Raw genomic sequence first — 22,808 nt, 5'->3', positions numbered from 1 at the left:
GAGATAACCGCTGAAAGCATCTAAGCGGGAAACTTGCCTTGAGATGAGTCTTCCCTTGACTTGAGGTCACGGAAGGAACGTTTAAGACGAAGACGTGGATAGGCTGGGTGTGTAAGCGCAGCGATGCATTGAGCTGACCAGTACTAATGAACCGAGAGGCTTAACCTTACAACACCGAAGGTGTTTTGGCGCTCAGAAGACAGCGGGCAGAAGCCGGGTGTCAGAAGAGAGTAGAGAGACGATTTTCAGCTTGTTGAACAGATTGATTCGGGTGGTTGCGGAAGAAGAGACGCGCCGCCTGGAATAAACCGAATATGCCTGGCGGCGATAGCGCGGCGGTCCCACCTGACCCCATGCCGAACTCAGCAGTGAAACGCCGTAGCGCCGATGGTAGTGTGGGGTCTCCCCATGTGAGAGTAGGGAACTGCCAGGCTTTAATTTTTTGCGCCAACAGTGAGTTTGGGCAACCATTGCTGATATGGCTCAGTTGGTAGAGCACACCCTTGGTAAGGGTGAGGTCCCCAGTTCGAATCTGGGTATCAGCACCATGATAACGAATAAAGAATAAAGAATTTGTCTGGCGGCAATAGCGCGGTGGTCCCACCTGACCCCATGCCGAACTCAGCAGTGAAACGCCGTAGCGCCGATGGTAGTGTGGGGTCTCCCCATGTGAGAGTAGGGAACTGCCAGACCTTATTTTGAGACAAAAAGGCCATCCAAAGGGGTGGCCTTTTTGCATTTAACAAAGAATTAACTTAGTTTTCCAACTGTTTTCCACGCCTATAGCTGATAAACTACTTATTAAATAGCTTTATTGAGTGTTGAGTGAATGCTTTCTCTTAAAGAGTTTAATACCTTTGGGTTATCAGCCTATGCTAAACGTTTAGATATAGCTGAATCTGCCGAGTCTTTATTAGCTTTATGGCAGAAAGCCAAAAGCGAAAAACAACCTGTATTACTGCTTGGTGGAGGAAGTAATGTCTTATTTACTGCGAATTTTGAAGGAACTGTGATTCTGAATAGAATTATGGGGATTCAACAGCGGGAGACAGATGAATCATGGCATTTACATGTAGGGGCGGGAGAAAATTGGCACGAATTAGTCTGTCATTCTCTTAAAAATCAAATCTATGGATTAGAGAATTTGGCTTTAATTCCTGGTTGCTCTGGTGCAGCACCAATTCAAAATATTGGTGCATATGGTATTGAATTTAGAGATGTGTGTGAATATGTAGATGTTCTTAATCTAGAAACTGGGGAGCAAACGCGTCTTAGTGTTGGTGAATGTCAGTTTAGATATCGGGATAGTGTTTTCAAGCATAAATATAAAGCAAATTATTCTATTATTTCTGTAGGATTATTGTTGAAGAAGAATTGGCAGCCAATATTGAACTACGGTGATTTAACTAGGCTGTCGAAAGATAATGTAACTCCTCAGCAGATTTTTGATTCAGTATGTGCAATGCGCACCAGTAAATTGCCTGATCCTGCAATAACAGGAAACGCGGGGAGTTTCTTCAAAAACCCAATTGTCAGTGTGGAAGTTGCGGCAAAAATTAAAGAAAATTACCCTGATAGTCCCCAATATCTTTACACGAATGGGATGTTTAAATTGGCGGCAGCTTGGCTCATTGAACGTTGTAATTTAAAAGGTTATCGCATTGGAGGTGCATCTGTGCATCTTAGACAAGCTCTAGTATTGATAAATCAGGAAAATGCTACAGGTAAGGATGTAGTCTTATTGGCTGCTTACATTCGCAGGCAAGTGATAAGTAAGTTTGGTGTATTACTTGAACCTGAGGTTCGTTTTATTGGTTCTAAAGGCGAAATTGATGCTGTGGAATGTATTTCATGAAAGATATAACCGTGCCATTACAGTTGATTAAGATTTTGTCTGACGGTGAAGTTCATTCTGGTCAACAGTTGGGACAATATTTAGGGATGAGTAGGGCTGGAATTAATAAACATATACAGACAATTCGTGAATGGGGAATTGAACTAGAAACAACTCCTGGCAAGGGTTATAGCCTTATGGCACCTATGCAGCTACTTGATGAGTCTACTATTTTGCAATACTTACCTCAGGATCGTATAACTGTTTTGCCAGTTATTGATTCGACTAATCAGTATTTGCTTGAACGTTTATCTGAATTGAAATCAGGGGATGCTTGTGTTGCAGAGTACCAGTATGCTGGCAGAGGGCGGCGTGGAAGGAAATGGGTTTCTCCCTTTGGTAAAAATCTTTATTTATCTATGTATTGGCACCTTGAGCAAGGACCTGCTGCTGCAATTGGATTAAGTTTGGTTGTTGGCATTGTTATTGCTGAAGTATTGCATCGATTTGGCGCTGATAGAATTAGGGTAAAATGGCCAAATGATTTATATCTTGATGATAAGAAATTAGCGGGAATCTTAGTTGAACTAATAGGAAATACTGGTGATGCTGCTCAGGTTGTAATAGGTGCGGGTATAAATATTTCGATGGACCATAAGGACGAAGAACCTATTAATCAGCAATGGATTAATTTGTTGCAGGCAGGAATTCAAGTTGATCGTAATAAATTGGCTGTAGAAATAATACTTGATCTAAGGAAAGCTCTAATTCAGTTTGAAAATGAAGGTTTGTCTTCATTTGTTTCTCGGTGGTTTGAGTTAGATAATTTTATGGATAGGCCGGTGAAATTAATTATTGGTAGTCAGGAAGTGTATGGTATAGCCAGGGGTATTAATCAGCAAGGTGCTTTGTTACTTGATCAGAATGGTGTCATAACCCCATATATCGGCGGGGAGATTTCTTTAAGAGGTCGTTGAAAATGACCGGAAGAGAAATGTCTTCCGGGTTCGGAGACTATCTTTACTTACGTAGCCTTACGCTTTCAATAGTGTGATTAATACCTTTTGTCATGATTAGGCTTGCGCGTTCTCGAGTTGGTAAAATATTTTGTCGCAAATTCAGTCCATTGATCTCTTGCCAGATATCAGATGCAGTATTTATGGCTTCTTCTTCTGATAGTTTGGAGTAACTGTGGAAATAAGAATCTGGATCGGAAAAGGCACCTTGGCGGAATTTTAAGAAACGACTGATATACCAACTTTTGAGTAATTTTTCTGGTGCATCGACGTAGATAGAAAAGTCGACAAAATCAGAGACAAATACATGGTGTGGATCATGGGGATAATCCATACCGCTTTGTAATACATTCAAACCCTCTAGAATTAAAATGTCTGGTTGTTTAATGAATTTTTGCTCATTTGGTACGATATCATAGGTAAGATGAGAGTATACTGGTGCGGATACTTGTTTAGAGCCCGATTTAATATCAGATACAAATTTCACTAAGCTATGCATATCATATGATTGTGGGAACCCTTTCTTTTTCATCAGTCCACGTTCATTCAGCACGCTGTTAGAATGTAGAAAACCATCTGTAGTAATTAATTCTACGCTTCTGTGTTCAGGCCAACGACTCAGCAGAGCTTGTAATAGACGTGCTGTAGTGCTTTTACCAACAGCAACACTGCCAGCAATTCCTATGATATAAGGGACTTTTTGTCCATCAGTACCTAGAAATTGTTCGAGCACTGCTTGACGACGTAAATTTGAACTAATATAAAAATTGAGCAAGCGAGATAAAGGAAGGTAAATCTCAACAACTTCTTCTAAAGAAATTTCTTCATTAATTCCTTTTAAATCAATTAATTCTTCTTTTGTTAATGTCAGTGGAACTGAATCACGTAAGGTTGCCCATTGTTCACGATTGAATTGCAAATATGGAGTAGCCAAAAAAAGTTCTTTTTTATTCATAAACCAACATCTGCCTGTTTGTGCAGGTTTGACAAGTTGCAATAAACAACCTGTACCCGACAAAAAATAAATCGCATGATATCGACTGATGAGCGGCAGGCGTAGGCTTTTTTATATTTTTAGCGGTTTTTTTTGTAAGAAATGCAGAATTGTAAAAAATTGAGTTGTTTTACTTCTTAATGTTAGTTTCAGCTGTTTGCTTATCACGATAGAAATTTAAATGATTCAAGGTGAAGTGTCCTATCAAGTTTTATCGAGCACTTGTAATCGGTTCCTTAGTTGGTAGGTAATTGGGTGTTTATTTTTTAAGCTAAAATTATTGAAAAAAACAGCTAATCGAATGGAGGTGAGTGTTTTATAACCGAATGATCAAGGAAAGCAATTTTTTTGTTGCATAGAGCGTTCACACTGCCTAGAATGCGCAGCACTTGATGCCGGCATAGCTCAGTTGGTAGAGCAACTGACTTGTAATCAGTAGGTCCCGAGTTCGATTCTTGGTGCCGGCACCATTAAAAATTTGGAAAGGTGGGGTTCCCGAGCGGCCAAAGGGAGCAGACTGTAAATCTGCCGTCACAGACTTCGAAGGTTCGAATCCTTCCCCCACCACCAAGAAATCAGATTTAATCTTGATATTCTTTTGGTACTTAACTGAAAGCAAAGTATATTGAGATCAACATACAGCTGATTAAAGTCAGGTAGCCGAGTTCAATGCGGGCATCGTATAATGGCTATTACCTCAGCCTTCCAAGCTGATGATGCGGGTTCGATTCCCGCTGCCCGCTCCAAGATGTGCTGATATAGCTCAGTTGGTAGAGCACACCCTTGGTAAGGGTGAGGTCGGCAGTTCGAATCTGCCTATCAGCACCACTTCCTTAATGTCCTTGTCTCCCGATTTTATTCCTGTAAGCGATATTCAACGAGCAATTGCTTGGTTGATGTGGTGGAACCACCGATTCCGTGTCTTAGAGGGACAATTTAATGTCTAAAGAAAAGTTTGAACGTACAAAACCGCACGTTAACGTTGGTACTATCGGCCACGTTGACCACGGTAAAACTACCCTGACTGCTGCTATCACTACTGTATTGGCTAAAACCTACGGTGGTAACGCTCGTGCATTCGATCAAATCGATAATGCACCAGAAGAAAAAGCACGTGGTATCACCATCTCTACTTCTCACGTAGAATACGATACCCCAGGCCGCCACTATGCGCACGTTGACTGCCCAGGCCACGCCGACTATGTGAAAAACATGATCACCGGTGCGGCTCAGATGGACGGCGCAGTCTTGGTAGTTGCCGCGACTGACGGTCCAATGCCACAGACGCGTGAGCACATTCTGTTAGGTCGTCAGGTAGGCGTTCCTTACATCATCGTGTTCCTGAACAAATGTGACATGGTAGACGACGAAGAGCTGCTGGAACTGGTTGAGATGGAAGTGCGTGAGTTGCTGTCTCAGTACGATTTCCCAGGCGATGACACGCCAGTTATCCGTGGTTCTGCTCTGAAAGCGCTGGAAGGTGATGCAGAGTGGGAAGCGAAGATCATTGAACTGGCCGATGCCCTGGACAGCTACATTCCAGAACCAGAGCGTGCAATCAACCAGCCATTCCTGCTGCCAATCGAAGACGTATTCTCTATTTCAGGCCGTGGTACCGTGGTAACTGGTCGTGTAGAGCGCGGTGTGGTTAAAGTGAGTGAAGAAGTTGAAATCGTGGGTATCAAAGAAACGACTAAAACTACTTGTACTGGCGTAGAAATGTTCCGCAAACTGCTGGACGAAGGCCGTGCAGGTGAGAACGTCGGTGTTCTGCTGCGCGGTACCAAGCGTGACGAAATCGAACGTGGTCAGGTACTGGCGAGACCCGGTTCAATCAAGCCACACACCACTTTCGAATCAGAAGTTTATATTCTGAGCAAAGACGAAGGTGGCCGTCATACGCCATTCTTCAAAGGCTACCGTCCACAGTTCTACTTCCGTACAACTGACGTGACCGGTACCATTGAACTGCCAGAAGGCGTGGAAATGGTGATGCCAGGTGATAACATTCAGATGAAAGTTACCCTGATTGCTCCAATCGCAATGGACCAGGGTCTGCGCTTCGCTATCCGTGAAGGTGGCCGTACAGTAGGTGCTGGTGTTGTTGCTAAAGTTATCGCTTAATAGCTAATAATATAATTAAGTACCTAACTCTAGAATAAGTTTGCATTTTGTCTTGTTTTAGAACAGACGCCTGGTGTGCTACATTAGGTGTCTGTTAGTGAGTATTTTAATTGATATAATCCTTCCTTAAATTCTCTGTATGAACCACCCCGTTGGGTTGACTCTTCGTGTTTTAAATTTTTGATTTTGATCGTTTGTTCCTGGAAGCGTCATTTAGCTGTTTTATCAGGATATTCTTAGAGTATATATACATCATTCATCTATAGAATACGTTAGTGATAACTCATGATTTTTCCAAATAAGTATTTGTCTTCAGATTTAGATAAGTCATATTTTCTTTTACATACAGGTAGTAATATCTAGCCCATTCTTGTTCTGCCTCTGTCGGTATGTTCTAACAGAAAGAGGGGTTACCCCTGAAAAGATTACGGCATAGCATGTTCGTTTTCGTACAACTAAGTATGTGAATTCTATATCCCGTAATATCTTAAGCGGGTTGTTCTGTCTAGCTATCAGTTCTGGAACAAATTGCTGATGTAGGAGATAGTTTTAGATGGAATAAGTTTAAGAAAGTTCCTGATAGAGATAAAAGCCTTCCTAGCCAAAGTGTTATAGAAATGAGAGAACTACCTCTATTTGACAAGGCTAAAAGAATATTTGGAAGAAGCTGAATCAGAAAATTAAAATGCGAATGATTATTGAAATGAGACTCATTATTATTTAATATGCGCTATAATGTGTACCAGAGAGTGTTATTTATGTATGTCTGCCTATGTAATGCGGTGAGTGACAAAACAATACGTAATGCGGTGCGTCAACATCATATTCATTCTATTAAAGAACTAAAACGTATTGTGCCTGTAGGCCGTGATTGTGGCAAATGCATACGCCAAGCTAGAGAGCTAATTAATGAGGAGATTGCACAGCTACCCAAGATAGGTAACGTTGCTTGATAAAAAAGAAGTAAGTTTACTACTACTCTGCTGAATAGGTACTACACTTTAAGTACTGGAAGCGGAGGGGTAAACTATGAAAGGTGATAAAAAAATGATTGTTCATTTGAACAAACTTCTTGGAAATGAGCTTGTTGCAATTAATCAGTATTTTCTGCACGCCCGGATGTTCAAAAATTGGGGTCTTACTCGACTTAATGATAAGGAATATCATGAATCTATCGATGAAATGAAGCACGCCGATAGGTACATTGAACGTATCCTTTTTCTTGAAGGGATTCCTAATTTGCAGGATCTAGGGAAACTGAACATCGGAGAAGATATCGAAGAAATGCTCAAATCTGACTTGCAGCTCGAATTGCAAGGAGCTAAAGATTTGAAAGAAGCGATTGCTTATGCTGATTCGATTCATGACTATGTTAGCCGTGATTTAATGATCGATATTCTAGATGAAGAAGAAAAGCATATTGATTGGCTGGAAACTCAATTTGAATTAATTGAACGTATGGGGATTCAAAATTACACTCAAGCACAGATTCTTGAAGGAGAATAGTTATAGTTACGGAAAAATGCCCTATCTGCTAAGTTAGGGCATTTTGTTTCATGCCCCTTTAATTTTACTCCGGACAGATCTGCATCTTGCTTTGTTAATTGATTTGCGTATAATATGCGGTCTTACTTACGTGTAAGTCTGGTTTGTTAGCCAGTAAATGCGCAGTGTTTTTTTTGCTGCCCATTTAAAATACCCCCGATATGGGGGTTATATATCGAACGATTACACTCTCCCATCAATCGAAATGGGATCGAGGAGTGATTATTTACGTTTATAAAATAGTTGGAGCTCTGGTCTCATGCAGAACCAAAGAATCCGTATTCGCCTGAAAGCATTTGATCATCGTTTGATCGATCAATCAACTGCGGAAATTGTCGAGACCGCTAAGCGTACTGGTGCGCAGGTTCGTGGTCCGATCCCGCTGCCGACTCATAAAGAGCGTTTTACCGTTCTAATTTCTCCGCATGTTAATAAAGATGCGCGTGATCAGTACGAAATTCGCACTCATAAGCGTCTGGTTGACATCGTTGAGCCAACCGAGAAAACCGTTGATGCTCTGATGCGTCTGGATCTGGCTGCCGGTGTAGACGTGCAGATCAGCCTGGGTTAATCAGGTCATTGAACGATTAAGAGGTTGAAACAATGATTGGTTTAGTCGGTAAAAAAGTGGGTATGACTCGCATCTTCACTGAAGATGGCGTTTCGATCCCTGTAACTGTTATCGAAATTGAAGATAACCGTGTTACTCAGGTTAAAGATCTGGATAACGATGGTTATCGTGCAATTCAGGTTACTACTGGTAGCAAAAAAGCTAACCGTGTAAACAAACCTGAAGCAGGTCATTTCGCTAAAGCTGGCGTTGAAGCTGGCCGTATCCTGCGTGAATTCCGTCTGTCTGAAGGCGAAGAATATGCTGTAGGTCAAAGCATTAGCGTTGAGATTTTCGCTGACGTTAAGAAAGTCGACGTTACTGGTACATCTAAAGGTAAAGGTTTTGCTGGTACTGTTAAGCGCTGGAACTTCCGTACCCAAGATGCTAGCCACGGTAACTCTTTGTCTCATCGTGTTCCGGGTTCTATCGGTCAGAACCAAACTCCGGGCAAGGTATTTAAAGGCAAGAAAATGGCAGGCCAGCTGGGTAATGAACGCGTAACTGTTCAAAGCCTGGATGTAGTACGTGTTGACGCTGAGCGCAACCTGCTGCTGGTCAAAGGTGCTGTTCCAGGTTCAACTGGCGGCAACCTGATCGTAAAACCGGCTGTCAAGGCGTAACGTCAAGGAGATAGGAATGGAATTGGTAATGAAAGACGCGCAAGGCGCGCTGACTGTTTCCGAAACTACCTTCGGGCGTGATTTCAATGAAGCGCTTGTGCATCAAGTAGTTGTTGCTTACGCAGCTGGTGCACGTCAAGGTACTCGTGCTCAGAAAACCCGTGCTGAAGTTTCTGGTTCAGGTAAAAAACCATGGCGTCAGAAAGGCACTGGCCGTGCACGCTCTGGTTCTATTAAGAGCCCAATTTGGCGCTCTGGTGGCGTAACTTTCGCAGCTAAGCCACAGGACCACAGTCAAAAAGTTAATAAGAAAATGTACCGTGGTGCTTTAAAAAGCATCCTGTCTGAATTGGTACGTCAAGATCGTTTGATCGTTGTCGAGAAGTTTTCTGTAGAAGCTCCTAAGACTAAGCTTCTGGTTCAGAAACTGAAAGAGATGGCGCTGGAAGATGTGCTGATTATCACTAATGAAGTTGATGAGAATTTGTTCTTAGCAGCTCGCAACCTGTACAAGGTTGATGTTCGTGATGTAGCTGGTATTGATCCAGTGAGCTTGATCGCCTTCGATAAAGTGGTTATGACTGCTGATGCTGTGAAGCAAGTTGAGGAGATGCTGGCATGATCCGTGAAGAACGTCTGCTGAAAGTACTGCGCGCACCGCACGTATCTGAAAAAGCTTCTACAGCGATGGAGAAAAGCAACACCATCGTTCTCAAAGTTGCGAAAGACGCGACTAAAGCAGAAATCAAAGCTGCTGTGCAGAAACTGTTTGAAGTCGAAGTTGAAGGTGTTAACACTTTGCTGGTAAAAGGTAAAACTAAACGCCACGGTCAGCGTATTGGTCGTCGTAGCGACTGGAAAAAAGCTTACGTCACACTGAAGGAAGGCCAGAATATGGACTTCATCGGTGGTGCAGAGTAAGTCGGAGGAGTAAAGAACAATGGCAATTGTTAAATGTAAACCTACGTCTCCGGGCCGTCGCCACGTTGTTAAAGTGGTTAACCCTGAGCTGCATAAGGGTAAACCTTATGCTCCATTGCTGGAAAAAAGCAGCAAAACCGGTGGTCGTAACAACAATGGCCGTATTACCACTCGTCACATTGGTGGTGGCCACAAGCAGCACTATCGTTTGATTGACTTTAAACGTAATAAAGATGGTATCCCTGCTGTAGTTGAGCGCTTGGAATATGATCCAAATCGTTCAGCAAATATCGCCTTGGTTTTGTATAAAGATGGTGAACGTCGTTATATCCTTGCACCTAAAGGGCTGAAAGCTGGTGATCAGATTCAATCTGGTGTTGACGCAGCTATCAAAACTGGTAACGCATTGCCAATGCGCAATATCCCTGTTGGTTCTACCGTACATAACGTAGAAATGAAACCGGGTAAAGGTGGTCAGTTGGCTCGTTCCGCTGGTGCATACGTTCAGATCGTTGCCCGTGATGGTTCTTATGTAACTTTGCGTCTGCGCTCTGGTGAAATGCGTAAAGTTCTGTCTGACTGCCGCGCCACTTTAGGTGAGGTTGGTAATGCAGAACATATGCTACGTGTTCTGGGTAAAGCTGGTGCAAGTCGCTGGCGTGGTATTCGTCCTACCGTTCGTGGTACGGCGATGAACCCGGTAGATCACCCACATGGTGGTGGTGAAGGTCGTAACTTTGGTAAACATCCTGTAACTCCTTGGGGTGTTCAAACTAAAGGTAAGAAGACCCGTAGTAATAAACGTACTGATCAGTTCATCGTACGTCGCCGTACTAAAAAATAATTAGAGGATAAACCATGCCACGTTCTCTCAAGAAAGGTCCATTTATTGACCTGCACTTGCTGAAGAAGGTAGAGAAAGCGGTGGAAAGCGGAGACAAAAAGCCTATTAAGACTTGGTCCCGTCGTTCAACGATCTTTCCTAACATGATCGGTTTGACCATCGCTGTCCATAATGGTCGTCAGCATGTACCAGTTTTTGTTTCCGACGAAATGGTTGGTCATAAACTAGGTGAATTCGCGCCGACCCGTACTTATCGCGGCCATGCGGCCGATAAAAAGGCTAAAAAGCGCTAAGGTAGGAGGAAGAGATGGAAACTATCGCTAAACATCGCCACGCTCGTTCTTCTGCTCAGAAGGTTCGCCTTGTAGCTGACCTGATTCGCGGTAAGAAAGTGTCGCAAGCTCTGGAAACTCTGACCTATACCAATAAGAAAGCTGCTGGTTTAGTGAAGAAAGTACTTGAGTCTGCTATTGCTAATGCAGAACACAACGATGGTGCTGACATTGATGATCTGAAGGTCACGAAGATTTTCGTAGACGAAGGCCCGACCATGAAGCGTATTATGCCTCGTGCAAAAGGTCGTGCAGATCGCATCCTGAAGCGCAGCAGCCACATTACTGTGGTTGTGTCCGATCGCTGAGACTCTGGAGACTAGCAATGGGTCAGAAAGTACATCCTAATGGTATTCGCCTGGGTATTGTCAAACCTTGGAACTCTACTTGGTATGCGAATACTAAAGAATTCGCTGACAACCTAGACAGCGATTTTAAAGTTCGCCAGTACTTGAAGAAAGAACTGGCAAAAGCGTCTATTTCACGCATTGTTATTGAACGTCCTGCTAAAAGTATTCGTGTAACTATTCACACTGCTCGCCCAGGTATCGTAATCGGTAAGAAAGGTGAAGACGTAGAAAAACTGCGTAAAACTGTAGCGGAAATCGCTGGTGTTCCTGCGCAAATTAATATCTCTGAAGTGCGTAAGCCTGAACTGGACGCGAAACTGGTTGCTGACAGTATTACTTCACAGCTGGAACGTCGTGTTATGTTCCGTCGTGCTATGAAGCGTGCAGTCCAGAATGCGATGCGTCTAGGCGCTAAAGGCATTAAAGTGGAAGTCAGTGGCCGTTTAGGCGGTGCTGAAATCGCGCGTACTGAATGGTATCGTGAAGGTCGTGTACCGTTGCACACACTGCGTGCAGATATCGACTACAACACTTCAGAAGCGCACACCACTTATGGTGTACTCGGCGTTAAGGTATGGATCTTCAAAGGTGAGATCTTGGGTGGTATGGCTGCTGTTGAACAGGCGGAAAAACCGGCTGCACAACCTAAAAAGCAGCAGCGTAAAGGCCGCAAGTAAGGAGAGTCGCTGATGTTACAACCAAAGCGTACGAAATTCCGTAAAATGCACAAAGGCCGTAACCGTGGCCTGGCAGCAGGTGCGGATGTTAGCTTCGGCACTTTCGGTCTGAAAGCTGTGGGCCGTGGCCGTCTGACGGCACGTCAGATTGAAGCGGCGCGTCGTGCTATGACCCGTGCAATTAAACGTCAAGGTAAAATCTGGATACGTGTATTTCCAGACAAACCTATCACTGAAAAGCCACTCGAAGTGCGTATGGGTAAAGGTAAAGGTAACGTAGAATATTGGGTTGCCTTGATCCAGCCTGGTAAAGTCCTTTATGAAATGGACGGTGTGCCTGAAGAGCTGGCTCGTGAAGCATTCAAGCTGGCAGCAGCGAAACTGCCTATCAAGACCACCTTTGTAACTAAGACGGTGATGTAATGAAAGCACAAGAGCTGCGCGAAAAAAGCGTTGAAGAGCTGAACACTGAGCTGCTGAATTTGCTGCGTGAACAATTTAACCTGCGCATGCAGGCTGCAAGTGGCCAGCTACAACAGTCTCATCTGTTGAAACAAGTGCGTCGTAATATCGCACGCGTTAAGACTTTACTGACTGAGAAGGCGGGTGCGTAATGACCGATAAAATCCGTACTTTGCAAGGTCGTGTTGTAAGTGACAAAATGGAGAAATCTATTGTTGTTGCTATTGAGCGTAAGGTGAAACACCCTCTGTATGGTAAATTCATCAAACGTACGACTAAACTGCATGTACATGACGAGAACAATGAATGTGGCATTGGTGATGTGGTGGAAATCCGCGAAACCCGTCCACTGTCCAAAACTAAATCTTGGACTTTAGTTCGCGTTGTAGAGAAAGCGATTCTGTAAGCTGGCTCGAATAGAGTAAACGGCTCAGGCTATGGGCCGTTTATTTTTTCTATCTATATCTGAGATGTGGTGTTATAATGCCGCGCCCTCGTGATATGGGGTATCTGAACGGCCTCTTCATATTAAATTATAGTAGTGAAGTGGGCTCAGTAGTAGTTGACATTTAGCGGAGCACTAAAATGATCCAAGAACAGACTATGCTGAACGTGGCCGACAACTCCGGTGCACGTCGCGTAATGTGTATCAAGGTTCTGGGTGGCTCGCACCGTCGCTATGCACACGTCGGCGACATCATAAAAGTCACCATCAAGGAAGCAATTCCTCGTGGTAAAGTGAAAAAAGGTGATGTCCTGAAAGCGGTAGTGGTGCGCACCAAGAAGGGTGTTCGTCGCCCTGACGGTTCTGTCATTCGCTTCGATGGCAATGCTTGCGTGTTGTTAAACAACACAAGTGAGCAAGTTATCGGTACGCGTATTTTTGGGCCGGTAACTCGTGAACTTCGTAATGAAAAGTTCATGAAAATTATCTCCCTGGCACCAGAAGTACTCTAAGGAGCGGACAATGGCAGCGAAAATCCGTCGTGATGACGAAGTTATCGTGTTGACTGGAAAAGATAAAGGTAAGCGCGGTAAAGTAAAACAGGTTCTTTCTACTGGGAAAGTCATTGTTGAAGGTATCAACTTGGTTAAAAAGCATCAGAAGCCTGTTCCGGCTCTGAACCAGCCAGGTGGCATCGTTGAAAAAGAAGCTGCAATCCAGGTTTCAAACGTTGCGATCTTCAATGCGGCAACCGGTAAGGCTGACCGTGTAGGTTTTAGATTTGAAGACGGAAAAAAAGTTCGTTTCTTTAAATCTAACAGCGAAACTATCAAGTAATTTGGAGTAATACGATGGCGAAACTGCATGATTACTACAAAGACGAGGTAGTCCAAAAACTGATGACTCAGTTTGGCTACAATTCTGTCATGCAAGTCCCTCGGGTCGAGAAGATCACCCTGAACATGGGTGTTGGTGAAGCAATTGCTGATAAGAAACTGCTGGATAATGCAGCAGCGGATCTGGCAGCAATCTCTGGTCAAAAACCATTGATCACCAAAGCGCGCAAATCAGTTGCAGGCTTCAAAATCCGTCAGGGCTATCCAATCGGCTGTAAAGTGACCCTGCGTGGTGAACGTATGTGGGAGTTTCTTGAGCGCCTGATTTCTATTGCTGTACCTCGTATTCGTGACTTCCGTGGTTTGTCTGCTAAGTCATTTGATGGTCGTGGCAATTACAGCATGGGTGTACGTGAGCAAATCATCTTCCCTGAAATCGATTACGATAAAGTGGATCGTGTTCGTGGTCTGGATATTACTATCACCACAACTGCGAAATCTGATGATGAAGGCCGCGCACTGTTGGCTGCTTTTAACTTCCCGTTCCGCAAGTAAGGCAGGGTATTCATGGCTAAGCAATCAATGAAAGCACGTGATGTAAAGCGTGCGAAATTAGCTGAAAAATTCTTCACTAAACGTGTGGAATTGAAAGCTGTCATTTCTGATGTGAATGCATCTGATGAAGAGCGTTGGGATGCTGTTCTTAAGCTGCAAACGCTGCCACGTGATTCCAGCCCTTCTCGTCAGCGTAACCGCTGCCGCCAAACTGGTCGTCCGCATGCGTTTTTGCGGAAGTTTGGGTTGAGCCGTATTAAAGTCCGTGAAGCCGCCATGCGCGGTGAAATTCCGGGCCTTAAAAAGGCTAGCTGGTAATTGTCACCAATTGAATCACGGGAGTAAAGACAGATGAGCATGCAAGATCCCATCGCGGATATGCTGACCCGTATCCGTAACGGTCAGGCCGCGAATAAAGTTGCGGTCACCATGCCTTCCTCCAAGCTGAAAGTGGCAATTGCCAACGTGCTGAAGGAAGAAGGTTATATTGAAGATTATAAAATTGAAGGCGACACCAAGCCAGAGCTGGAATTAGTACTGAAATACTTCCAGGGCAAGGCTGTTGTAGAAAGTATTCAGCGTGTAAGCCGACCAAGTCTGCGCATCTATAAGAAAAAAGATGAGCTGCCACAAGTTATGGCTGGTTTGGGTATCGCTGTTGTTTCTACCTCTAAAGGTGTAATGACTGATCGTGCAGCTCGCCAAGCTGGTCTTGGTGGCGAGATTCTCTGCTACGTAGCTTAATTCGGGAGGAAAGAATGTCTCGTGTTGCAAAAGCACCCGTCGTTATTCCTACCGACGTAGAGGTAAAACTCGACGGTCAGGTTATTTCGATTAAGGGTAAAAACGGCGAGTTGAGTCGTACAATCCACAGCGCAGTTGAAGTTAAGCATGCAGATAATCAACTGACCTTCGCTCCACGCGATGGTTATGTTGATGGTTGGGCACAGGCGGGTACAACTCGTTCTTTGCTGAATGCTATGGTTATCGGTGTTACCGAAGGCTTCACTAAGAAGCTTCAACTGGTAGGTGTTGGTTATCGTGCAGCAGTCAAAGGCAATGTTATCAACATGTCTCTGGGCTTCTCACATCCAGTTGACCACGAACTGCCAGCAGGCATTACTGCAGAATGTCCGTCACAAACTGAAATCGTACTAAAGGGTGCTGATAAACAGGTAATCGGTCAGGTTGCGGCAGAACTGCGTGCCTATCGTCGTCCTGAGCCTTATAAAGGTAAAGGTGTTCGTTACGCCGACGAAGTCGTGCGTATCAAAGAGGCTAAGAAGAAGTAAGGTAACACTATGGATAAGAAAGCAGCTCGTATCCGTCGTGCGACCCGCGCACGCCGCAAGCTCCAGGAACTGGGTGCAACTCGCCTGGTGGTACATCGTACCCCTCGCCATATTTATGCGCAGGTTATCGCACCAAACGGTTCTGAAACTTTGGTGGCAGCTTCTACTACAGAAAAAGCTATCAATGAACAACTGAAATACACTGGAAATAAAGAAGCAGCCGCAGCAGTTGGCAAAGCAATTGCTGAACGTGCATTGGAAAAAGGTATTAAAGATGTATCCTTTGACCGCTCTGGTTTCCAATATCATGGTCGAGTCCAGGCACTGGCAGATGCTGCCCGTGAAGCTGGCCTTCAGTTCTAAGGTAGAGGTGTAAGATGGCTCACATCGAAAAACAAGCTGGCGAACTGCAGGAAAAGCTGATTGCGGTAAATCGCGTATCTAAAACCGTAAAAGGTGGCCGGATTTTCAGCTTTACCGCACTGACTGTTGTAGGTGATGGTAATGGTCGCGTTGGTTTTGGCTACGGCAAAGCACGCGAAGTTCCGGCAGCAATCCAGAAAGCGATGGAAAAAGCCCGTCGCAATATGAAAACCGTCGCATTGAACAGCGGCACTTTATATCACCCAGTAAAAGGTGCACACACTGGTTCCCGTGTGTTCATGCAGCCTGCTCACGAAGGTACTGGTATCATCGCAGGCGGTGCTATGCGTGCTGTTTTGGAGGTGGCTGGTGTTCGTAACGTACTGGCTAAAACCTATGGTTCCACCAACCCTATTAATGTGGTTCGTGCAACTCTGGATGCTTTAGACAGCATGAAGTCTCCAGAAATGGTCGCAGCTAAGCGTGGTAAATCCGTCGAAGAAATTCTGGGGTAATGGCCATGGCTAAGACTATTAAAGTAACACAGATTCGCAGTTCAATTGGCCGTCTGCCTAAACATAAGGCAACTTTGGTTGGTTTAGGTCTGCGCCGTATCGGTCATACAGTAGAGCGTGAAGATACTCCTGCTATACGTGGTATGATCAACTTGGTTTCCTATATGGTTAAAGTTGAGGAGTAACAGATGCGCTTAAATACTCTGTCTCCGGCTGATGGTTCCAAGCATGCGCCTAAACGTGTAGGTCGTGGTATTGGTTCTGGCCTGGGTAAAACCGGTGGCCGTGGTCACAAGGGTCAGAAGTCTCGTTCTGGTGGTGGCGTACGTCGCGGTTTTGAAGGTGGTCAGATGCCTTTGTACCGCCGTTTGCCAAAATTTGGCTTTACTTCACGTAAGGCGATGGTTACAGCAGAAGTTCGTTTGTCTGATTTTGCTGCCGTTGAAGGCGATATCATCGATCTGAACGCATTGAAAGCAGCTAACATTGTTGGCACTCAAATTGAATTTGCGAAAGTTATTCTTTCTGGCGAAATCAATCATGCAGTAACTGTGCGTGGCCTTCGTGTTACTAAGGGCGCTCGTGCTGCAATTGAAGCTGCTGGCGGTAAAATTGAGGAATAAGTAACAGATGGCTAAACAACCAGGATTAGATTTCCAAAGTGCTAAAGGTGGACTAGGCGAGCTGAAACGTAGGCTGTTGTTTGTTATTGGCGCGTTAATTGTTTTCCGCATTGGTTCTTTTATTCCTATCCCTGGTATTGATGCCACTGTGCTTGCCAAATTGCTCGAACAGCAAAGGGGCACCATCATTGAAATGTTTAACATGTTCTCTGGTGGTGCTTTAAGTCGTGCTTCCATCTTTGCACTGGGGATAATGCCGTATATTTCTGCGTCTATTATTATTCAGTTGTTGACGGTGGTTCATCCAACGTTGGCAGAGATTAAGAAGGAAGGAGAAGCTGGTCGTCGTAAGATTAGCCAGTATACTCGCTATGGTACTTTAGTGCTGGCTATATTCCAGTCAATCGGTATTGCTACTGGTTTGCCGAATATGCCAGGAATGCAAGGGCTGGTGATCAATCCAGGGTTTGCTTTCTACTTCACGGCTGTTGTGAGCCTAGTTACTGGGACTATGTTCCTAATGTGGTTGGGTGAGCAGATTACTGAGCGTGGTATTGGAAACGGTATCTCCATCATAATCTTTGCTGGTATTGTTGCGGGTTTGCCGCCGGCCATTGGCCATACCATTGAGCAAGCTCGGCAAGGCGATCTGCACTTCCTCCTGTTGCTGTTGGTTGCAGTGTTAGTGTTTGCAGTAACTTTCTTCGTTGTTTTCATGGAGCGTGGCCAACGACGTATCGTTGTTAACTATGCAAAACGTCAACAGGGTCGCCGAGTTTATGCTGCACAGAGCACACATTTACCGTTGAAAGTGAATATGGCTGGGGTTATCCCTGCAATTTTTGCTTCCAGCATTATTCTGTTCCCTGGTACCATAGCTTCCTGGTTTGGGGGAGGAACCGGTTGGAACTGGCTGACTACTATTTCAATGTACTTGCAGCCTGGGCAACCGCTTTATGTGTTACTCTACGCGTCTGCAATCATCTTCTTCTGTTTTTTCTATACTGCGTTGGTTTTCAACCCGAGAGAAACAGCAGATAACCTGAAGAAGTCCGGTGCATTTGTACCAGGAATTCGTCCGGGAGAGCAAACAGCCAAGTACATTGATAAGGTAATGACACGCCTAACTTTAGTTGGTGCGATGTATATTACTTTTATCTGCTTAATCCCGGAGTTCATGCGTGATGCGATGAAGGTGCCATTTTATTTTGGCGGTACTTCGCTACTTATTGTAGTTGTAGTCATCATGGACTTTATGGCTCAAGTGCAAACTCTGATGATGTCAAGTCAGTATGAGTCTGCATTGAAGAAGGCAAATCTTAAAGGTTATAACCGTTAATTGGTTTGCTTGAGAAGTTACGGAGAGTAAAAATGAAAGTTCGTGCTTCCGTCAAGAAATTATGTCGTAACTGTAAAATCGTTAAGCGTAACGGTATCGTTCGCGTGATTTGTAGTGCAGAGCCTAAGCATAAACAACGCCAAGGCTAATAAAATAGCATATTTTTCTTGCAAAGTCGGTTTGAGCTGGCTAAATTAGCCAGCCAATCTTTTTTATATCACAGCAACACTATTTGAGTATCCTGAAAACGGGCTTTTCAGAATGGTGTTGCGGTAAATAAATAATTTAGGAGTGCATAGTGGCCCGTATAGCAGGCATTAACATTCCTGATCAGAAGCATACCGTAATCGCTTTAACATCGATCTACGGAATTGGTAAAACTCGCTCCCAAGCCATTTGTGCTGCGGCGGGTATTGCTGAACATGTTAAGATCAGCGAGCTGTCTGAAGAGCAAATTGATAAGCTGCGTGACGAAGTTGCCAAATACGTTGTAGAAGGCGATTTGCGTCGTGAAGTAACCCTGAGCATCAAACGTCTGATGGATCTTGGTACTTATCGTGGTTTACGTCACCGTCGTGGTCTACCTGTTCGTGGCCAGCGTACTAAGACCAACGCACGTACCCGTAAGGGTCCACGTAAGCCGATCAAGAAATAATCGGGGTATTGTATAATGGCAAAAGCACCTATTCGTGCACGTAAGCGTGTAAGAAAGCAAGTCTCTGACGGTGTGGCTCATATCCATGCTTCTTTCAACAACACCATCGTGACCATTACTGACCGCCAGGGTAATGCCTTGGGTTGGGCAACTGCTGGTGGTTCCGGTTTCCGTGGTTCTCGTAAATCTACTCCGTTTGCAGCTCAGGTTGCAGCAGAGCGCTGTGCTGAAGCAGTGAAAGAATACGGAATTAAGAACCTGGAAGTTATGGTTAAAGGACCTGGTCCTGGCCGCGAGTCAACTATTCGAGCGTTAAATGCGGCAGGTTTCCGCATTACTAACATTACTGATGTGACTCCGATCCCTCATAACGGTTGTCGTCCACCTAAAAAACGTCGCGTTTAATAGCGTTTACTTTTTTAGGTTCGATTGGAGAAAGAAAATGGCAAGATATTTGGGTCCTAAGCTCAAGCTGAGCCGTCGCGAGGGTACAGATCTATTCCTGAAGTCTGGCGTTCGCGCGATTGACACCAAGTGTAAATTAGAACAAGCACCTGGGCAGCATGGCGCACGTAAACCGCGTCTGTCTGACTACGGTGTGCAGTTACGTGAGAAACAAAAAGTTCGTCGTATTTACGGTGTTCTAGAACGTCAATTCCGTAACTATTATAAAGAAGCAACTCGTCTGAAAGGCAACACAGGTGAAAACCTGCTGAGTTTGCTGGAAGGTCGTCTGGACAACGTTGTTTACCGTATGGGTTTCGGGGCGACTCGTGCTGAATCACGCCAAATGGTAAGCCATAAGGCTATCATGGTAAATGGCCGCGTTGTTAACATCGCTTCTTATCAGGTATCCCCGAATGACGTAGTCAGCGTTCGCGAAAAATCGAAAAAGCAGTCTCGTATCAAGGCGGCTTTAGAGCTGGCTGAGCAGCGTGAGAAACCAACTTGGTTGGAGGTTGATGCTGTGAAGATGGAAGGTGTGTTCAAACGTATTCCAGAACGTGCCGATCTGTCTGCTGACATCAACGAACACCTGATCGTCGAGCTTTACTCTAAGTAAAGCTTAGCACCAAAGAGAGGACACAATGCAGGGTTCTGTGACAGAGTTTCTAAAACCGCGCCTGGTTGATATCGAGCAAGTCAGTTCGACGCACGCCAAGGTGACCCTTGAGCCATTAGAGCGTGGCTTTGGCCATACTCTTGGTAACGCACTGCGCCGTATTCTGCTTTCGTCTATGCCGGGTTGTGCGGTGACTGAGGTTGAGATTGATGGTGTACTGCATGAGTACAGCACCAAAGAAGGTGTACAGGAAGATATCCTGGAGATTCTCCTCAACCTGAAAGGGCTGGCGGTAAGAGTTCAGGGAAAAGATGAAGTTATTCTTACCTTGAATAAGTCTGGCATTGGCCCTGTGACTGCAGCCGACATTATCCACGATGGAGATGTCGAAATCGTCAAGCCGCAACATGTAATTTGCCACCTGACTGACGAAACTGCTTCTATAAGCATGCGCATTAAAGTTCAGCGTGGTCGAGGTTATGTGCCGGCTTCTGCCCGGATTCATTCGGAAGAAGATGAGCGCCCTATTGGTCGTTTGTTAGTAGACGCTTGTTATAGCCCAGTAGAGCGTATTGCCTACAATGTTGAAGCAGCGCGTGTAGAACAACGTACCGATTTGGACAAGTTGGTTATCGAGATGGAAACTAACGGTACAATCGATCCTGAAGAGGCGATTCGCCGTGCAGCTACTATTTTGGCTGAACAGCTGGAAGCTTTTGTTGATTTACGTGATGTACGTCAGCCAGAAGTAAAAGAGGAGAAGCCAGAGTTTGATCCGATCCTGCTGCGCCCTGTTGACGATCTGGAATTGACTGTCCGCTCTGCTAACTGTCTTAAGGCAGAAGCTATCCACTACATCGGTGATTTGGTACAGCGTACCGAGGTTGAGTTGCTTAAGACACCTAACCTGGGTAAAAAATCTCTTACAGAGATCAAAGACGTACTGGCTTCACGTGGCTTATCTCTGGGCATGCGCTTAGAAAACTGGCCACCAGCAAGTATTGCTGATGAATAACTAGATCACAGGTTAAGGTTTTACTGAGAAGGATAAGGTCATGCGCCATCGTAAGAGTGGTCGTCAATTGAACCGCAACAGCAGCCATCGCCAAGCTATGTTCCGCAATATGGCAGGTTCTTTGGTCCGTCATGAAATCATCAAGACGACTCTGCCTAAAGCGAAAGAACTGCGTCGTGTCGTTGAGCCGCTGATTACTCTTGCCAAGATCGACAGCGTAGCTAATCGTCGTCTGGCATTCGCCCGTACTCGTGATAACGAAATCGTGGCAAAACTGTTTAATGAGCTGGGCCCGCGTTTTGCGAGCCGCGCAGGTGGTTACACTCGTATTCTTAAGTGTGGCTTCCGTGCTGGTGACAATGCTCCGATGGCATACATCGAGCTTGTTGACCGTGCTACTGAAGCTCAAACAGAAGTTGCGACTACGGAGTAATCTGTAGGGGCATATAAAAGAACCGGGTTTATCCCGGTTTTTTTACGCTTGCATATATGAATCTCTAACTTATTTTTTTCATCCTGCTATGCTGATATCTTGAACAATGTTATCTATTGTAGGAGATATAAAGATGTATCGTATTGGTCAACTGGCTAAATTAGCGAATGTAACTCCTGATACTGTGCGCTTCTATGAAAAACAAGGAATGATGGAACATCAGAACCGTACTGAAGGAGGGTATAGACTTTATACAGAGCAAGATTTACAGCGCCTTCGGTTTATACGCTATGCTAAGCAATTGGGGTTTACATTGGAAGCTATTACAGAATTATTGTCTATTCGTGTAGATCCAGCCCATCATACTTGTGAAGAGTCAAAGCAAATTGTAGATTCTAGGTTAATGGAAGTGGAGGAAAAACTTCTTGAAATGCGAAAAATGCGTGATTCACTTAAGATGTTAAGTGATGCTTGCTGTGGTAGTTCTCATATAAGTATTTATTGTTCTATTCTTGAAACTTTAGAACAAGGTGCTTTAAATAAGAAATAAGTAATTTTTCTTTATTATTGAAAATTCAGAGAGTACAATCGCTACGTTTGTAGATAAATTAATATGATAGAGGTATATGATGATTATATATCACCATAAGAAAGGTGTAATAAAGGATAATGCTCTAGAAGCTCTATTACGTGATCCACTATTTAAACAACGAGTTGAAAAAAATAAAAAAGGAAAAGGAAGTTACCAGAGGAAAGAAAAACATAGCAAAGCAAGTCGCTGGGAGACCAGTGGTAAGGGGTCATTAGATTCTTTACTACTGGTCTTTTAGTTTAATAGGTCTATTTCCTACTTTTCAGTAAGCTACGAATTTCTAATAATAATTTTGTTTCGGTAATTGGGAGTATCTGATATAACTTCAATTTCCTTTTACTAAATGATCTGTGTATTAGTTTCATTGTGTAGAAAAATAGTGAATGATGGTACGGTGTTCTTTTAAAATCATATCGATGCTGACGTCAGCAGCTAAATTGTCAAAATTACCTTTCATAGTAAATTCATAAACTGATTTAAAAGCTTCATGACACTCTTGTGACTGCTCCCCGCCGTAAAAAGCGGCGAGGCTTCCCACTTCTCAGGCCGCCACCGTCTTTATGACGGATTGAAGCTGGCCTCCATGGGCAGAAACGACGAGTCCCGCCGCCTGTAATGCTGTTATCCTTCATTCCGCACCTAATTCAGGAATAAACCGCTTTATATTGTGCGCCTAATAAATTCAAAAGCTCATGGTGGTAAGATTGCATTCCTGTCACCATTTTATGTTCTTGAAATTCAAAGGTGCTG

General features: G+C 44.3%; 37 protein-coding genes, 5 tRNA genes, 3 rRNA genes and 1 pseudogene. 43 read left to right on the top strand and 3 right to left on the bottom strand.

What is annotated here, in order from left to right; all coding sequences use genetic code 11:
- The 6 genes from AAC155_RS22300 to birA form a co-directional block, all read left to right on the top strand.
- Nucleotides 1-168 (top strand): 23S ribosomal RNA (locus AAC155_RS22300); the annotation flags it as partial.
- A 149-nt stretch (nt 169-317) separates the two neighbouring features.
- Nucleotides 318-433: ribosomal RNA gene (gene rrf, locus AAC155_RS22295) — 5S ribosomal RNA — on the top strand.
- 39 nt (nt 434-472) lie between these two features.
- A tRNA-Thr gene (locus AAC155_RS22290) sits at nt 473-548 on the top strand.
- Nucleotides 549-576: 28 nt separating this feature from the next.
- Nucleotides 577-692: ribosomal RNA gene (gene rrf, locus AAC155_RS22285) — 5S ribosomal RNA — on the top strand.
- Between the two features lie 137 nt (nt 693-829).
- Nucleotides 830-1,855, top strand: coding sequence for a UDP-N-acetylmuramate dehydrogenase (gene murB, locus AAC155_RS22280; protein ID WP_113044170.1), 1,026 nt, complete (start codon nt 830-832; stop codon nt 1,853-1,855).
- Nucleotides 1,852-2,811 (top strand): bifunctional biotin--[acetyl-CoA-carboxylase] ligase/biotin operon repressor BirA, encoded by a 960-nt coding sequence (birA, locus tag AAC155_RS22275; RefSeq protein WP_113044169.1) that lies wholly within the window; start codon nt 1,852-1,854, stop codon nt 2,809-2,811. Before murB ends, birA begins: the two co-directional genes overlap by 4 nt.
- Before the next feature lie 43 nt (nt 2,812-2,854).
- On the opposite strand, the gene coaA is transcribed toward birA, so the two are convergent.
- Nucleotides 2,855-3,805, bottom strand: coding sequence for a type I pantothenate kinase (gene coaA / locus AAC155_RS22270; protein WP_113044168.1), 951 nt, complete (start codon nt 3,803-3,805; stop codon nt 2,855-2,857).
- Between the two features lie 433 nt (nt 3,806-4,238).
- Here coaA and AAC155_RS22265 point away from each other — a divergent pair.
- The 37 genes from AAC155_RS22265 (at nt 4,239) to AAC155_RS22085 (ending at nt 22,296) form a co-directional block, all read left to right on the top strand.
- Nucleotides 4,239-4,314, top strand: a tRNA-Thr gene (locus AAC155_RS22265).
- Between the two features lie 15 nt (nt 4,315-4,329).
- A tRNA-Tyr gene (locus AAC155_RS22260) sits at nt 4,330-4,414 on the top strand.
- A 101-nt stretch (nt 4,415-4,515) separates the two neighbouring features.
- Nucleotides 4,516-4,590, top strand: a tRNA-Gly gene (locus AAC155_RS22255).
- Between the two features lie 6 nt (nt 4,591-4,596).
- Nucleotides 4,597-4,672 (top strand) — tRNA-Thr (locus AAC155_RS22250).
- 111 nt (nt 4,673-4,783) lie between these two features.
- Complete coding sequence (gene tuf / locus AAC155_RS22245) at nt 4,784-5,968, top strand: elongation factor Tu (protein WP_113044167.1); 1,185 nt, start codon at nt 4,784-4,786, stop codon at nt 5,966-5,968.
- A gap of 758 nt (nt 5,969-6,726) precedes the next feature.
- Nucleotides 6,727-6,921: a bacterioferritin-associated ferredoxin gene (gene bfd, locus AAC155_RS22240; protein ID WP_112879459.1), complete on the top strand. Its 195-nt coding sequence runs from the start codon at nt 6,727-6,729 to the stop codon at nt 6,919-6,921.
- A 76-nt stretch (nt 6,922-6,997) separates the two neighbouring features.
- Nucleotides 6,998-7,474, top strand: a complete 477-nt coding sequence (gene bfr, locus AAC155_RS22235) for a bacterioferritin (RefSeq protein WP_112879438.1) — start codon at nt 6,998-7,000, stop codon at nt 7,472-7,474.
- A gap of 298 nt (nt 7,475-7,772) precedes the next feature.
- Complete coding sequence (gene rpsJ, locus AAC155_RS22230; protein WP_112879439.1) at nt 7,773-8,084, top strand: 30S ribosomal protein S10; 312 nt, start codon at nt 7,773-7,775, stop codon at nt 8,082-8,084.
- Between the two features lie 32 nt (nt 8,085-8,116).
- Nucleotides 8,117-8,746: a 50S ribosomal protein L3 gene (gene rplC / locus AAC155_RS22225; RefSeq protein WP_112879440.1), complete on the top strand. Its 630-nt coding sequence runs from the start codon at nt 8,117-8,119 to the stop codon at nt 8,744-8,746.
- Nucleotides 8,747-8,762: 16 nt separating this feature from the next.
- Complete coding sequence (gene rplD / locus AAC155_RS22220) at nt 8,763-9,368, top strand: 50S ribosomal protein L4 (protein ID WP_011148794.1); 606 nt, start codon at nt 8,763-8,765, stop codon at nt 9,366-9,368.
- Nucleotides 9,365-9,667: a 50S ribosomal protein L23 gene (gene rplW / locus AAC155_RS22215; RefSeq protein ID WP_021322796.1), complete on the top strand. Its 303-nt coding sequence runs from the start codon at nt 9,365-9,367 to the stop codon at nt 9,665-9,667. The genes rplD and rplW overlap by 4 nt, the downstream gene beginning before the upstream one ends.
- 19 nt (nt 9,668-9,686) lie before the next feature.
- Nucleotides 9,687-10,511 carry a 50S ribosomal protein L2 gene (gene rplB / locus AAC155_RS22210; RefSeq protein ID WP_112879441.1) on the top strand — a complete coding sequence of 275 codons (825 nt, stop codon included), beginning with the start codon at nt 9,687-9,689 and terminating at the stop codon, nt 10,509-10,511.
- A 14-nt stretch (nt 10,512-10,525) separates the two neighbouring features.
- Nucleotides 10,526-10,804 carry a 30S ribosomal protein S19 gene (gene rpsS / locus AAC155_RS22205; protein ID WP_011148791.1) on the top strand — a complete coding sequence of 93 codons (279 nt, stop codon included), beginning with the start codon at nt 10,526-10,528 and terminating at the stop codon, nt 10,802-10,804.
- Nucleotides 10,805-10,818: 14 nt separating this feature from the next.
- Nucleotides 10,819-11,151 carry a 50S ribosomal protein L22 gene (gene rplV, locus AAC155_RS22200; protein WP_011148790.1) on the top strand — a complete coding sequence of 111 codons (333 nt, stop codon included), beginning with the start codon at nt 10,819-10,821 and terminating at the stop codon, nt 11,149-11,151.
- A 17-nt stretch (nt 11,152-11,168) separates the two neighbouring features.
- Nucleotides 11,169-11,870 carry a 30S ribosomal protein S3 gene (gene rpsC / locus AAC155_RS22195; protein ID WP_112879442.1) on the top strand — a complete coding sequence of 234 codons (702 nt, stop codon included), beginning with the start codon at nt 11,169-11,171 and terminating at the stop codon, nt 11,868-11,870.
- A 12-nt stretch (nt 11,871-11,882) separates the two neighbouring features.
- On the top strand, nt 11,883-12,293 hold the full coding sequence (rplP, locus tag AAC155_RS22190; protein ID WP_011148788.1) for a 50S ribosomal protein L16: 411 nt from the start codon (nt 11,883-11,885) through the stop codon (nt 12,291-12,293).
- Nucleotides 12,293-12,484, top strand: coding sequence for a 50S ribosomal protein L29 (rpmC, locus tag AAC155_RS22185; RefSeq protein ID WP_010847484.1), 192 nt, complete (start codon nt 12,293-12,295; stop codon nt 12,482-12,484). The genes rplP and rpmC overlap by 1 nt, the downstream gene beginning before the upstream one ends.
- Nucleotides 12,484-12,738, top strand: a complete 255-nt coding sequence (gene rpsQ, locus AAC155_RS22180; protein WP_011148786.1) for a 30S ribosomal protein S17 — start codon at nt 12,484-12,486, stop codon at nt 12,736-12,738. Before rpmC ends, rpsQ begins: the two co-directional genes overlap by 1 nt.
- Nucleotides 12,739-12,917: 179 nt before the next feature.
- Nucleotides 12,918-13,289 (top strand): 50S ribosomal protein L14, encoded by a 372-nt coding sequence (rplN, locus tag AAC155_RS22175; RefSeq protein WP_036781889.1) that lies wholly within the window; start codon nt 12,918-12,920, stop codon nt 13,287-13,289.
- A gap of 10 nt (nt 13,290-13,299) precedes the next feature.
- On the top strand, nt 13,300-13,614 hold the full coding sequence (gene rplX, locus AAC155_RS22170; protein ID WP_036781887.1) for a 50S ribosomal protein L24: 315 nt from the start codon (nt 13,300-13,302) through the stop codon (nt 13,612-13,614).
- Between the two features lie 14 nt (nt 13,615-13,628).
- Complete coding sequence (gene rplE / locus AAC155_RS22165; RefSeq protein WP_011148783.1) at nt 13,629-14,168, top strand: 50S ribosomal protein L5; 540 nt, start codon at nt 13,629-13,631, stop codon at nt 14,166-14,168.
- 12 nt (nt 14,169-14,180) lie between these two features.
- Nucleotides 14,181-14,486, top strand: a complete 306-nt coding sequence (gene rpsN / locus AAC155_RS22160; RefSeq protein ID WP_113044166.1) for a 30S ribosomal protein S14 — start codon at nt 14,181-14,183, stop codon at nt 14,484-14,486.
- A 33-nt stretch (nt 14,487-14,519) separates the two neighbouring features.
- Nucleotides 14,520-14,912, top strand: a complete 393-nt coding sequence (gene rpsH, locus AAC155_RS22155; RefSeq protein WP_113044165.1) for a 30S ribosomal protein S8 — start codon at nt 14,520-14,522, stop codon at nt 14,910-14,912.
- A gap of 14 nt (nt 14,913-14,926) precedes the next feature.
- A complete protein-coding gene (gene rplF, locus AAC155_RS22150; RefSeq protein WP_112879444.1) occupies nt 14,927-15,460 on the top strand; it encodes a 50S ribosomal protein L6 in 534 nt (177 codons plus the stop codon).
- A 9-nt stretch (nt 15,461-15,469) separates the two neighbouring features.
- Nucleotides 15,470-15,823, top strand: a complete 354-nt coding sequence (rplR, locus tag AAC155_RS22145; protein ID WP_011148779.1) for a 50S ribosomal protein L18 — start codon at nt 15,470-15,472, stop codon at nt 15,821-15,823.
- A 14-nt stretch (nt 15,824-15,837) separates the two neighbouring features.
- A complete protein-coding gene (rpsE, locus tag AAC155_RS22140; protein WP_011148778.1) occupies nt 15,838-16,338 on the top strand; it encodes a 30S ribosomal protein S5 in 501 nt (166 codons plus the stop codon).
- 5 nt (nt 16,339-16,343) lie between these two features.
- Nucleotides 16,344-16,523, top strand: coding sequence for a 50S ribosomal protein L30 (gene rpmD / locus AAC155_RS22135; protein WP_011148777.1), 180 nt, complete (start codon nt 16,344-16,346; stop codon nt 16,521-16,523).
- 3 nt (nt 16,524-16,526) lie between these two features.
- Complete coding sequence (gene rplO, locus AAC155_RS22130; RefSeq protein WP_113044164.1) at nt 16,527-16,961, top strand: 50S ribosomal protein L15; 435 nt, start codon at nt 16,527-16,529, stop codon at nt 16,959-16,961.
- A gap of 7 nt (nt 16,962-16,968) precedes the next feature.
- Nucleotides 16,969-18,300: a preprotein translocase subunit SecY gene (gene secY / locus AAC155_RS22125; RefSeq protein WP_011148775.1), complete on the top strand. Its 1,332-nt coding sequence runs from the start codon at nt 16,969-16,971 to the stop codon at nt 18,298-18,300.
- 32 nt (nt 18,301-18,332) lie between these two features.
- Nucleotides 18,333-18,449, top strand: coding sequence for a 50S ribosomal protein L36 (gene rpmJ / locus AAC155_RS22120; RefSeq protein WP_012768118.1), 117 nt, complete (start codon nt 18,333-18,335; stop codon nt 18,447-18,449).
- Nucleotides 18,450-18,598: 149 nt separating this feature from the next.
- Entirely contained in the window at nt 18,599-18,955 is a 357-nt protein-coding gene (gene rpsM / locus AAC155_RS22115) for a 30S ribosomal protein S13 (protein WP_011148774.1), read from the top strand.
- 15 nt (nt 18,956-18,970) lie between these two features.
- Entirely contained in the window at nt 18,971-19,360 is a 390-nt protein-coding gene (rpsK, locus tag AAC155_RS22110; RefSeq protein ID WP_002919257.1) for a 30S ribosomal protein S11, read from the top strand.
- 37 nt (nt 19,361-19,397) lie between these two features.
- Nucleotides 19,398-20,018, top strand: coding sequence for a 30S ribosomal protein S4 (gene rpsD, locus AAC155_RS22105; RefSeq protein ID WP_011148773.1), 621 nt, complete (start codon nt 19,398-19,400; stop codon nt 20,016-20,018).
- Nucleotides 20,019-20,043: 25 nt separating this feature from the next.
- Nucleotides 20,044-21,033, top strand: a complete 990-nt coding sequence (locus AAC155_RS22100; RefSeq protein ID WP_011148772.1) for a DNA-directed RNA polymerase subunit alpha — start codon at nt 20,044-20,046, stop codon at nt 21,031-21,033.
- A 40-nt stretch (nt 21,034-21,073) separates the two neighbouring features.
- Complete coding sequence (gene rplQ, locus AAC155_RS22095) at nt 21,074-21,466, top strand: 50S ribosomal protein L17 (RefSeq protein WP_113044163.1); 393 nt, start codon at nt 21,074-21,076, stop codon at nt 21,464-21,466.
- Nucleotides 21,467-21,599: 133 nt separating this feature from the next.
- Entirely contained in the window at nt 21,600-22,016 is a 417-nt protein-coding gene (gene zntR / locus AAC155_RS22090; RefSeq protein WP_011148770.1) for a Zn(2+)-responsive transcriptional regulator, read from the top strand.
- Between the two features lie 79 nt (nt 22,017-22,095).
- Complete coding sequence (locus tag AAC155_RS22085; RefSeq protein WP_113044162.1) at nt 22,096-22,296, top strand: alternative ribosome-rescue factor A; 201 nt, start codon at nt 22,096-22,098, stop codon at nt 22,294-22,296.
- Nucleotides 22,297-22,419: 123 nt separating this feature from the next.
- Here AAC155_RS22085 and AAC155_RS22080 read toward each other — a convergent pair whose 3' ends face one another.
- Together AAC155_RS22080 and AAC155_RS22075 are read right to left on the bottom strand one after the other, a co-directional pair.
- On the bottom strand, nt 22,420-22,596 hold the full coding sequence (locus AAC155_RS22080) for a hypothetical protein (RefSeq protein WP_158536620.1): 177 nt from the start codon (nt 22,594-22,596) through the stop codon (nt 22,420-22,422).
- Between the two features lie 3 nt (nt 22,597-22,599).
- Nucleotides 22,600-22,683: pseudogene (locus AAC155_RS22075) on the bottom strand (RNA-guided endonuclease InsQ/TnpB family protein); the annotation flags it as partial.
- Between the last annotated feature and the right edge of the window lie 125 nt (nt 22,684-22,808).

The sequence above is a fragment of the Photorhabdus sp. HUG-39 genome, assembly GCF_963878365.1.
GTDB lineage: Bacteria > Pseudomonadota > Gammaproteobacteria > Enterobacterales > Enterobacteriaceae > Photorhabdus > Photorhabdus kayaii.
This window is presented reverse-complemented; position numbering and strand designations above follow the sequence as displayed.

What these genes read in the sequence shown, in the direction of transcription:
- murB (WP_113044170.1), top strand. Translation starts at nt 830, where the DNA reads ATGCTTTCTCTTAAAGAGTTTAATACCTTTGGGTTATCAGCCTATGCT.
- birA (WP_113044169.1), top strand. Translation starts at nt 1,852, where the DNA reads ATGAAAGATATAACCGTGCCATTACAGTTGATTAAGATTTTGTCTGAC.
- coaA (WP_113044168.1), bottom strand. Translation starts at nt 3,805, where the DNA reads ATGAATAAAAAAGAACTTTTTTTGGCTACTCCATATTTGCAATTCAAT.
- tuf (WP_113044167.1), top strand. Translation starts at nt 4,784, where the DNA reads ATGTCTAAAGAAAAGTTTGAACGTACAAAACCGCACGTTAACGTTGGT.
- bfd (WP_112879459.1), top strand. Translation starts at nt 6,727, where the DNA reads ATGTATGTCTGCCTATGTAATGCGGTGAGTGACAAAACAATACGTAAT.
- bfr (WP_112879438.1), top strand. Translation starts at nt 6,998, where the DNA reads ATGAAAGGTGATAAAAAAATGATTGTTCATTTGAACAAACTTCTTGGA.
- rpsJ (WP_112879439.1), top strand. Translation starts at nt 7,773, where the DNA reads ATGCAGAACCAAAGAATCCGTATTCGCCTGAAAGCATTTGATCATCGT.
- rplC (WP_112879440.1), top strand. Translation starts at nt 8,117, where the DNA reads ATGATTGGTTTAGTCGGTAAAAAAGTGGGTATGACTCGCATCTTCACT.
- rplD (WP_011148794.1), top strand. Translation starts at nt 8,763, where the DNA reads ATGGAATTGGTAATGAAAGACGCGCAAGGCGCGCTGACTGTTTCCGAA.
- rplW (WP_021322796.1), top strand. Translation starts at nt 9,365, where the DNA reads ATGATCCGTGAAGAACGTCTGCTGAAAGTACTGCGCGCACCGCACGTA.
- rplB (WP_112879441.1), top strand. Translation starts at nt 9,687, where the DNA reads ATGGCAATTGTTAAATGTAAACCTACGTCTCCGGGCCGTCGCCACGTT.
- rpsS (WP_011148791.1), top strand. Translation starts at nt 10,526, where the DNA reads ATGCCACGTTCTCTCAAGAAAGGTCCATTTATTGACCTGCACTTGCTG.
- rplV (WP_011148790.1), top strand. Translation starts at nt 10,819, where the DNA reads ATGGAAACTATCGCTAAACATCGCCACGCTCGTTCTTCTGCTCAGAAG.
- rpsC (WP_112879442.1), top strand. Translation starts at nt 11,169, where the DNA reads ATGGGTCAGAAAGTACATCCTAATGGTATTCGCCTGGGTATTGTCAAA.
- rplP (WP_011148788.1), top strand. Translation starts at nt 11,883, where the DNA reads ATGTTACAACCAAAGCGTACGAAATTCCGTAAAATGCACAAAGGCCGT.
- rpmC (WP_010847484.1), top strand. Translation starts at nt 12,293, where the DNA reads ATGAAAGCACAAGAGCTGCGCGAAAAAAGCGTTGAAGAGCTGAACACT.
- rpsQ (WP_011148786.1), top strand. Translation starts at nt 12,484, where the DNA reads ATGACCGATAAAATCCGTACTTTGCAAGGTCGTGTTGTAAGTGACAAA.
- rplN (WP_036781889.1), top strand. Translation starts at nt 12,918, where the DNA reads ATGATCCAAGAACAGACTATGCTGAACGTGGCCGACAACTCCGGTGCA.
- rplX (WP_036781887.1), top strand. Translation starts at nt 13,300, where the DNA reads ATGGCAGCGAAAATCCGTCGTGATGACGAAGTTATCGTGTTGACTGGA.
- rplE (WP_011148783.1), top strand. Translation starts at nt 13,629, where the DNA reads ATGGCGAAACTGCATGATTACTACAAAGACGAGGTAGTCCAAAAACTG.
- rpsN (WP_113044166.1), top strand. Translation starts at nt 14,181, where the DNA reads ATGGCTAAGCAATCAATGAAAGCACGTGATGTAAAGCGTGCGAAATTA.
- rpsH (WP_113044165.1), top strand. Translation starts at nt 14,520, where the DNA reads ATGAGCATGCAAGATCCCATCGCGGATATGCTGACCCGTATCCGTAAC.
- rplF (WP_112879444.1), top strand. Translation starts at nt 14,927, where the DNA reads ATGTCTCGTGTTGCAAAAGCACCCGTCGTTATTCCTACCGACGTAGAG.
- rplR (WP_011148779.1), top strand. Translation starts at nt 15,470, where the DNA reads ATGGATAAGAAAGCAGCTCGTATCCGTCGTGCGACCCGCGCACGCCGC.
- rpsE (WP_011148778.1), top strand. Translation starts at nt 15,838, where the DNA reads ATGGCTCACATCGAAAAACAAGCTGGCGAACTGCAGGAAAAGCTGATT.
- rpmD (WP_011148777.1), top strand. Translation starts at nt 16,344, where the DNA reads ATGGCTAAGACTATTAAAGTAACACAGATTCGCAGTTCAATTGGCCGT.
- rplO (WP_113044164.1), top strand. Translation starts at nt 16,527, where the DNA reads ATGCGCTTAAATACTCTGTCTCCGGCTGATGGTTCCAAGCATGCGCCT.
- secY (WP_011148775.1), top strand. Translation starts at nt 16,969, where the DNA reads ATGGCTAAACAACCAGGATTAGATTTCCAAAGTGCTAAAGGTGGACTA.
- rpmJ (WP_012768118.1), top strand. Translation starts at nt 18,333, where the DNA reads ATGAAAGTTCGTGCTTCCGTCAAGAAATTATGTCGTAACTGTAAAATC.
- rpsK (WP_002919257.1), top strand. Translation starts at nt 18,971, where the DNA reads ATGGCAAAAGCACCTATTCGTGCACGTAAGCGTGTAAGAAAGCAAGTC.
- rpsD (WP_011148773.1), top strand. Translation starts at nt 19,398, where the DNA reads ATGGCAAGATATTTGGGTCCTAAGCTCAAGCTGAGCCGTCGCGAGGGT.
- AAC155_RS22100 (WP_011148772.1), top strand. Translation starts at nt 20,044, where the DNA reads ATGCAGGGTTCTGTGACAGAGTTTCTAAAACCGCGCCTGGTTGATATC.
- rplQ (WP_113044163.1), top strand. Translation starts at nt 21,074, where the DNA reads ATGCGCCATCGTAAGAGTGGTCGTCAATTGAACCGCAACAGCAGCCAT.
- zntR (WP_011148770.1), top strand. Translation starts at nt 21,600, where the DNA reads ATGTATCGTATTGGTCAACTGGCTAAATTAGCGAATGTAACTCCTGAT.
- AAC155_RS22085 (WP_113044162.1), top strand. Translation starts at nt 22,096, where the DNA reads ATGATTATATATCACCATAAGAAAGGTGTAATAAAGGATAATGCTCTA.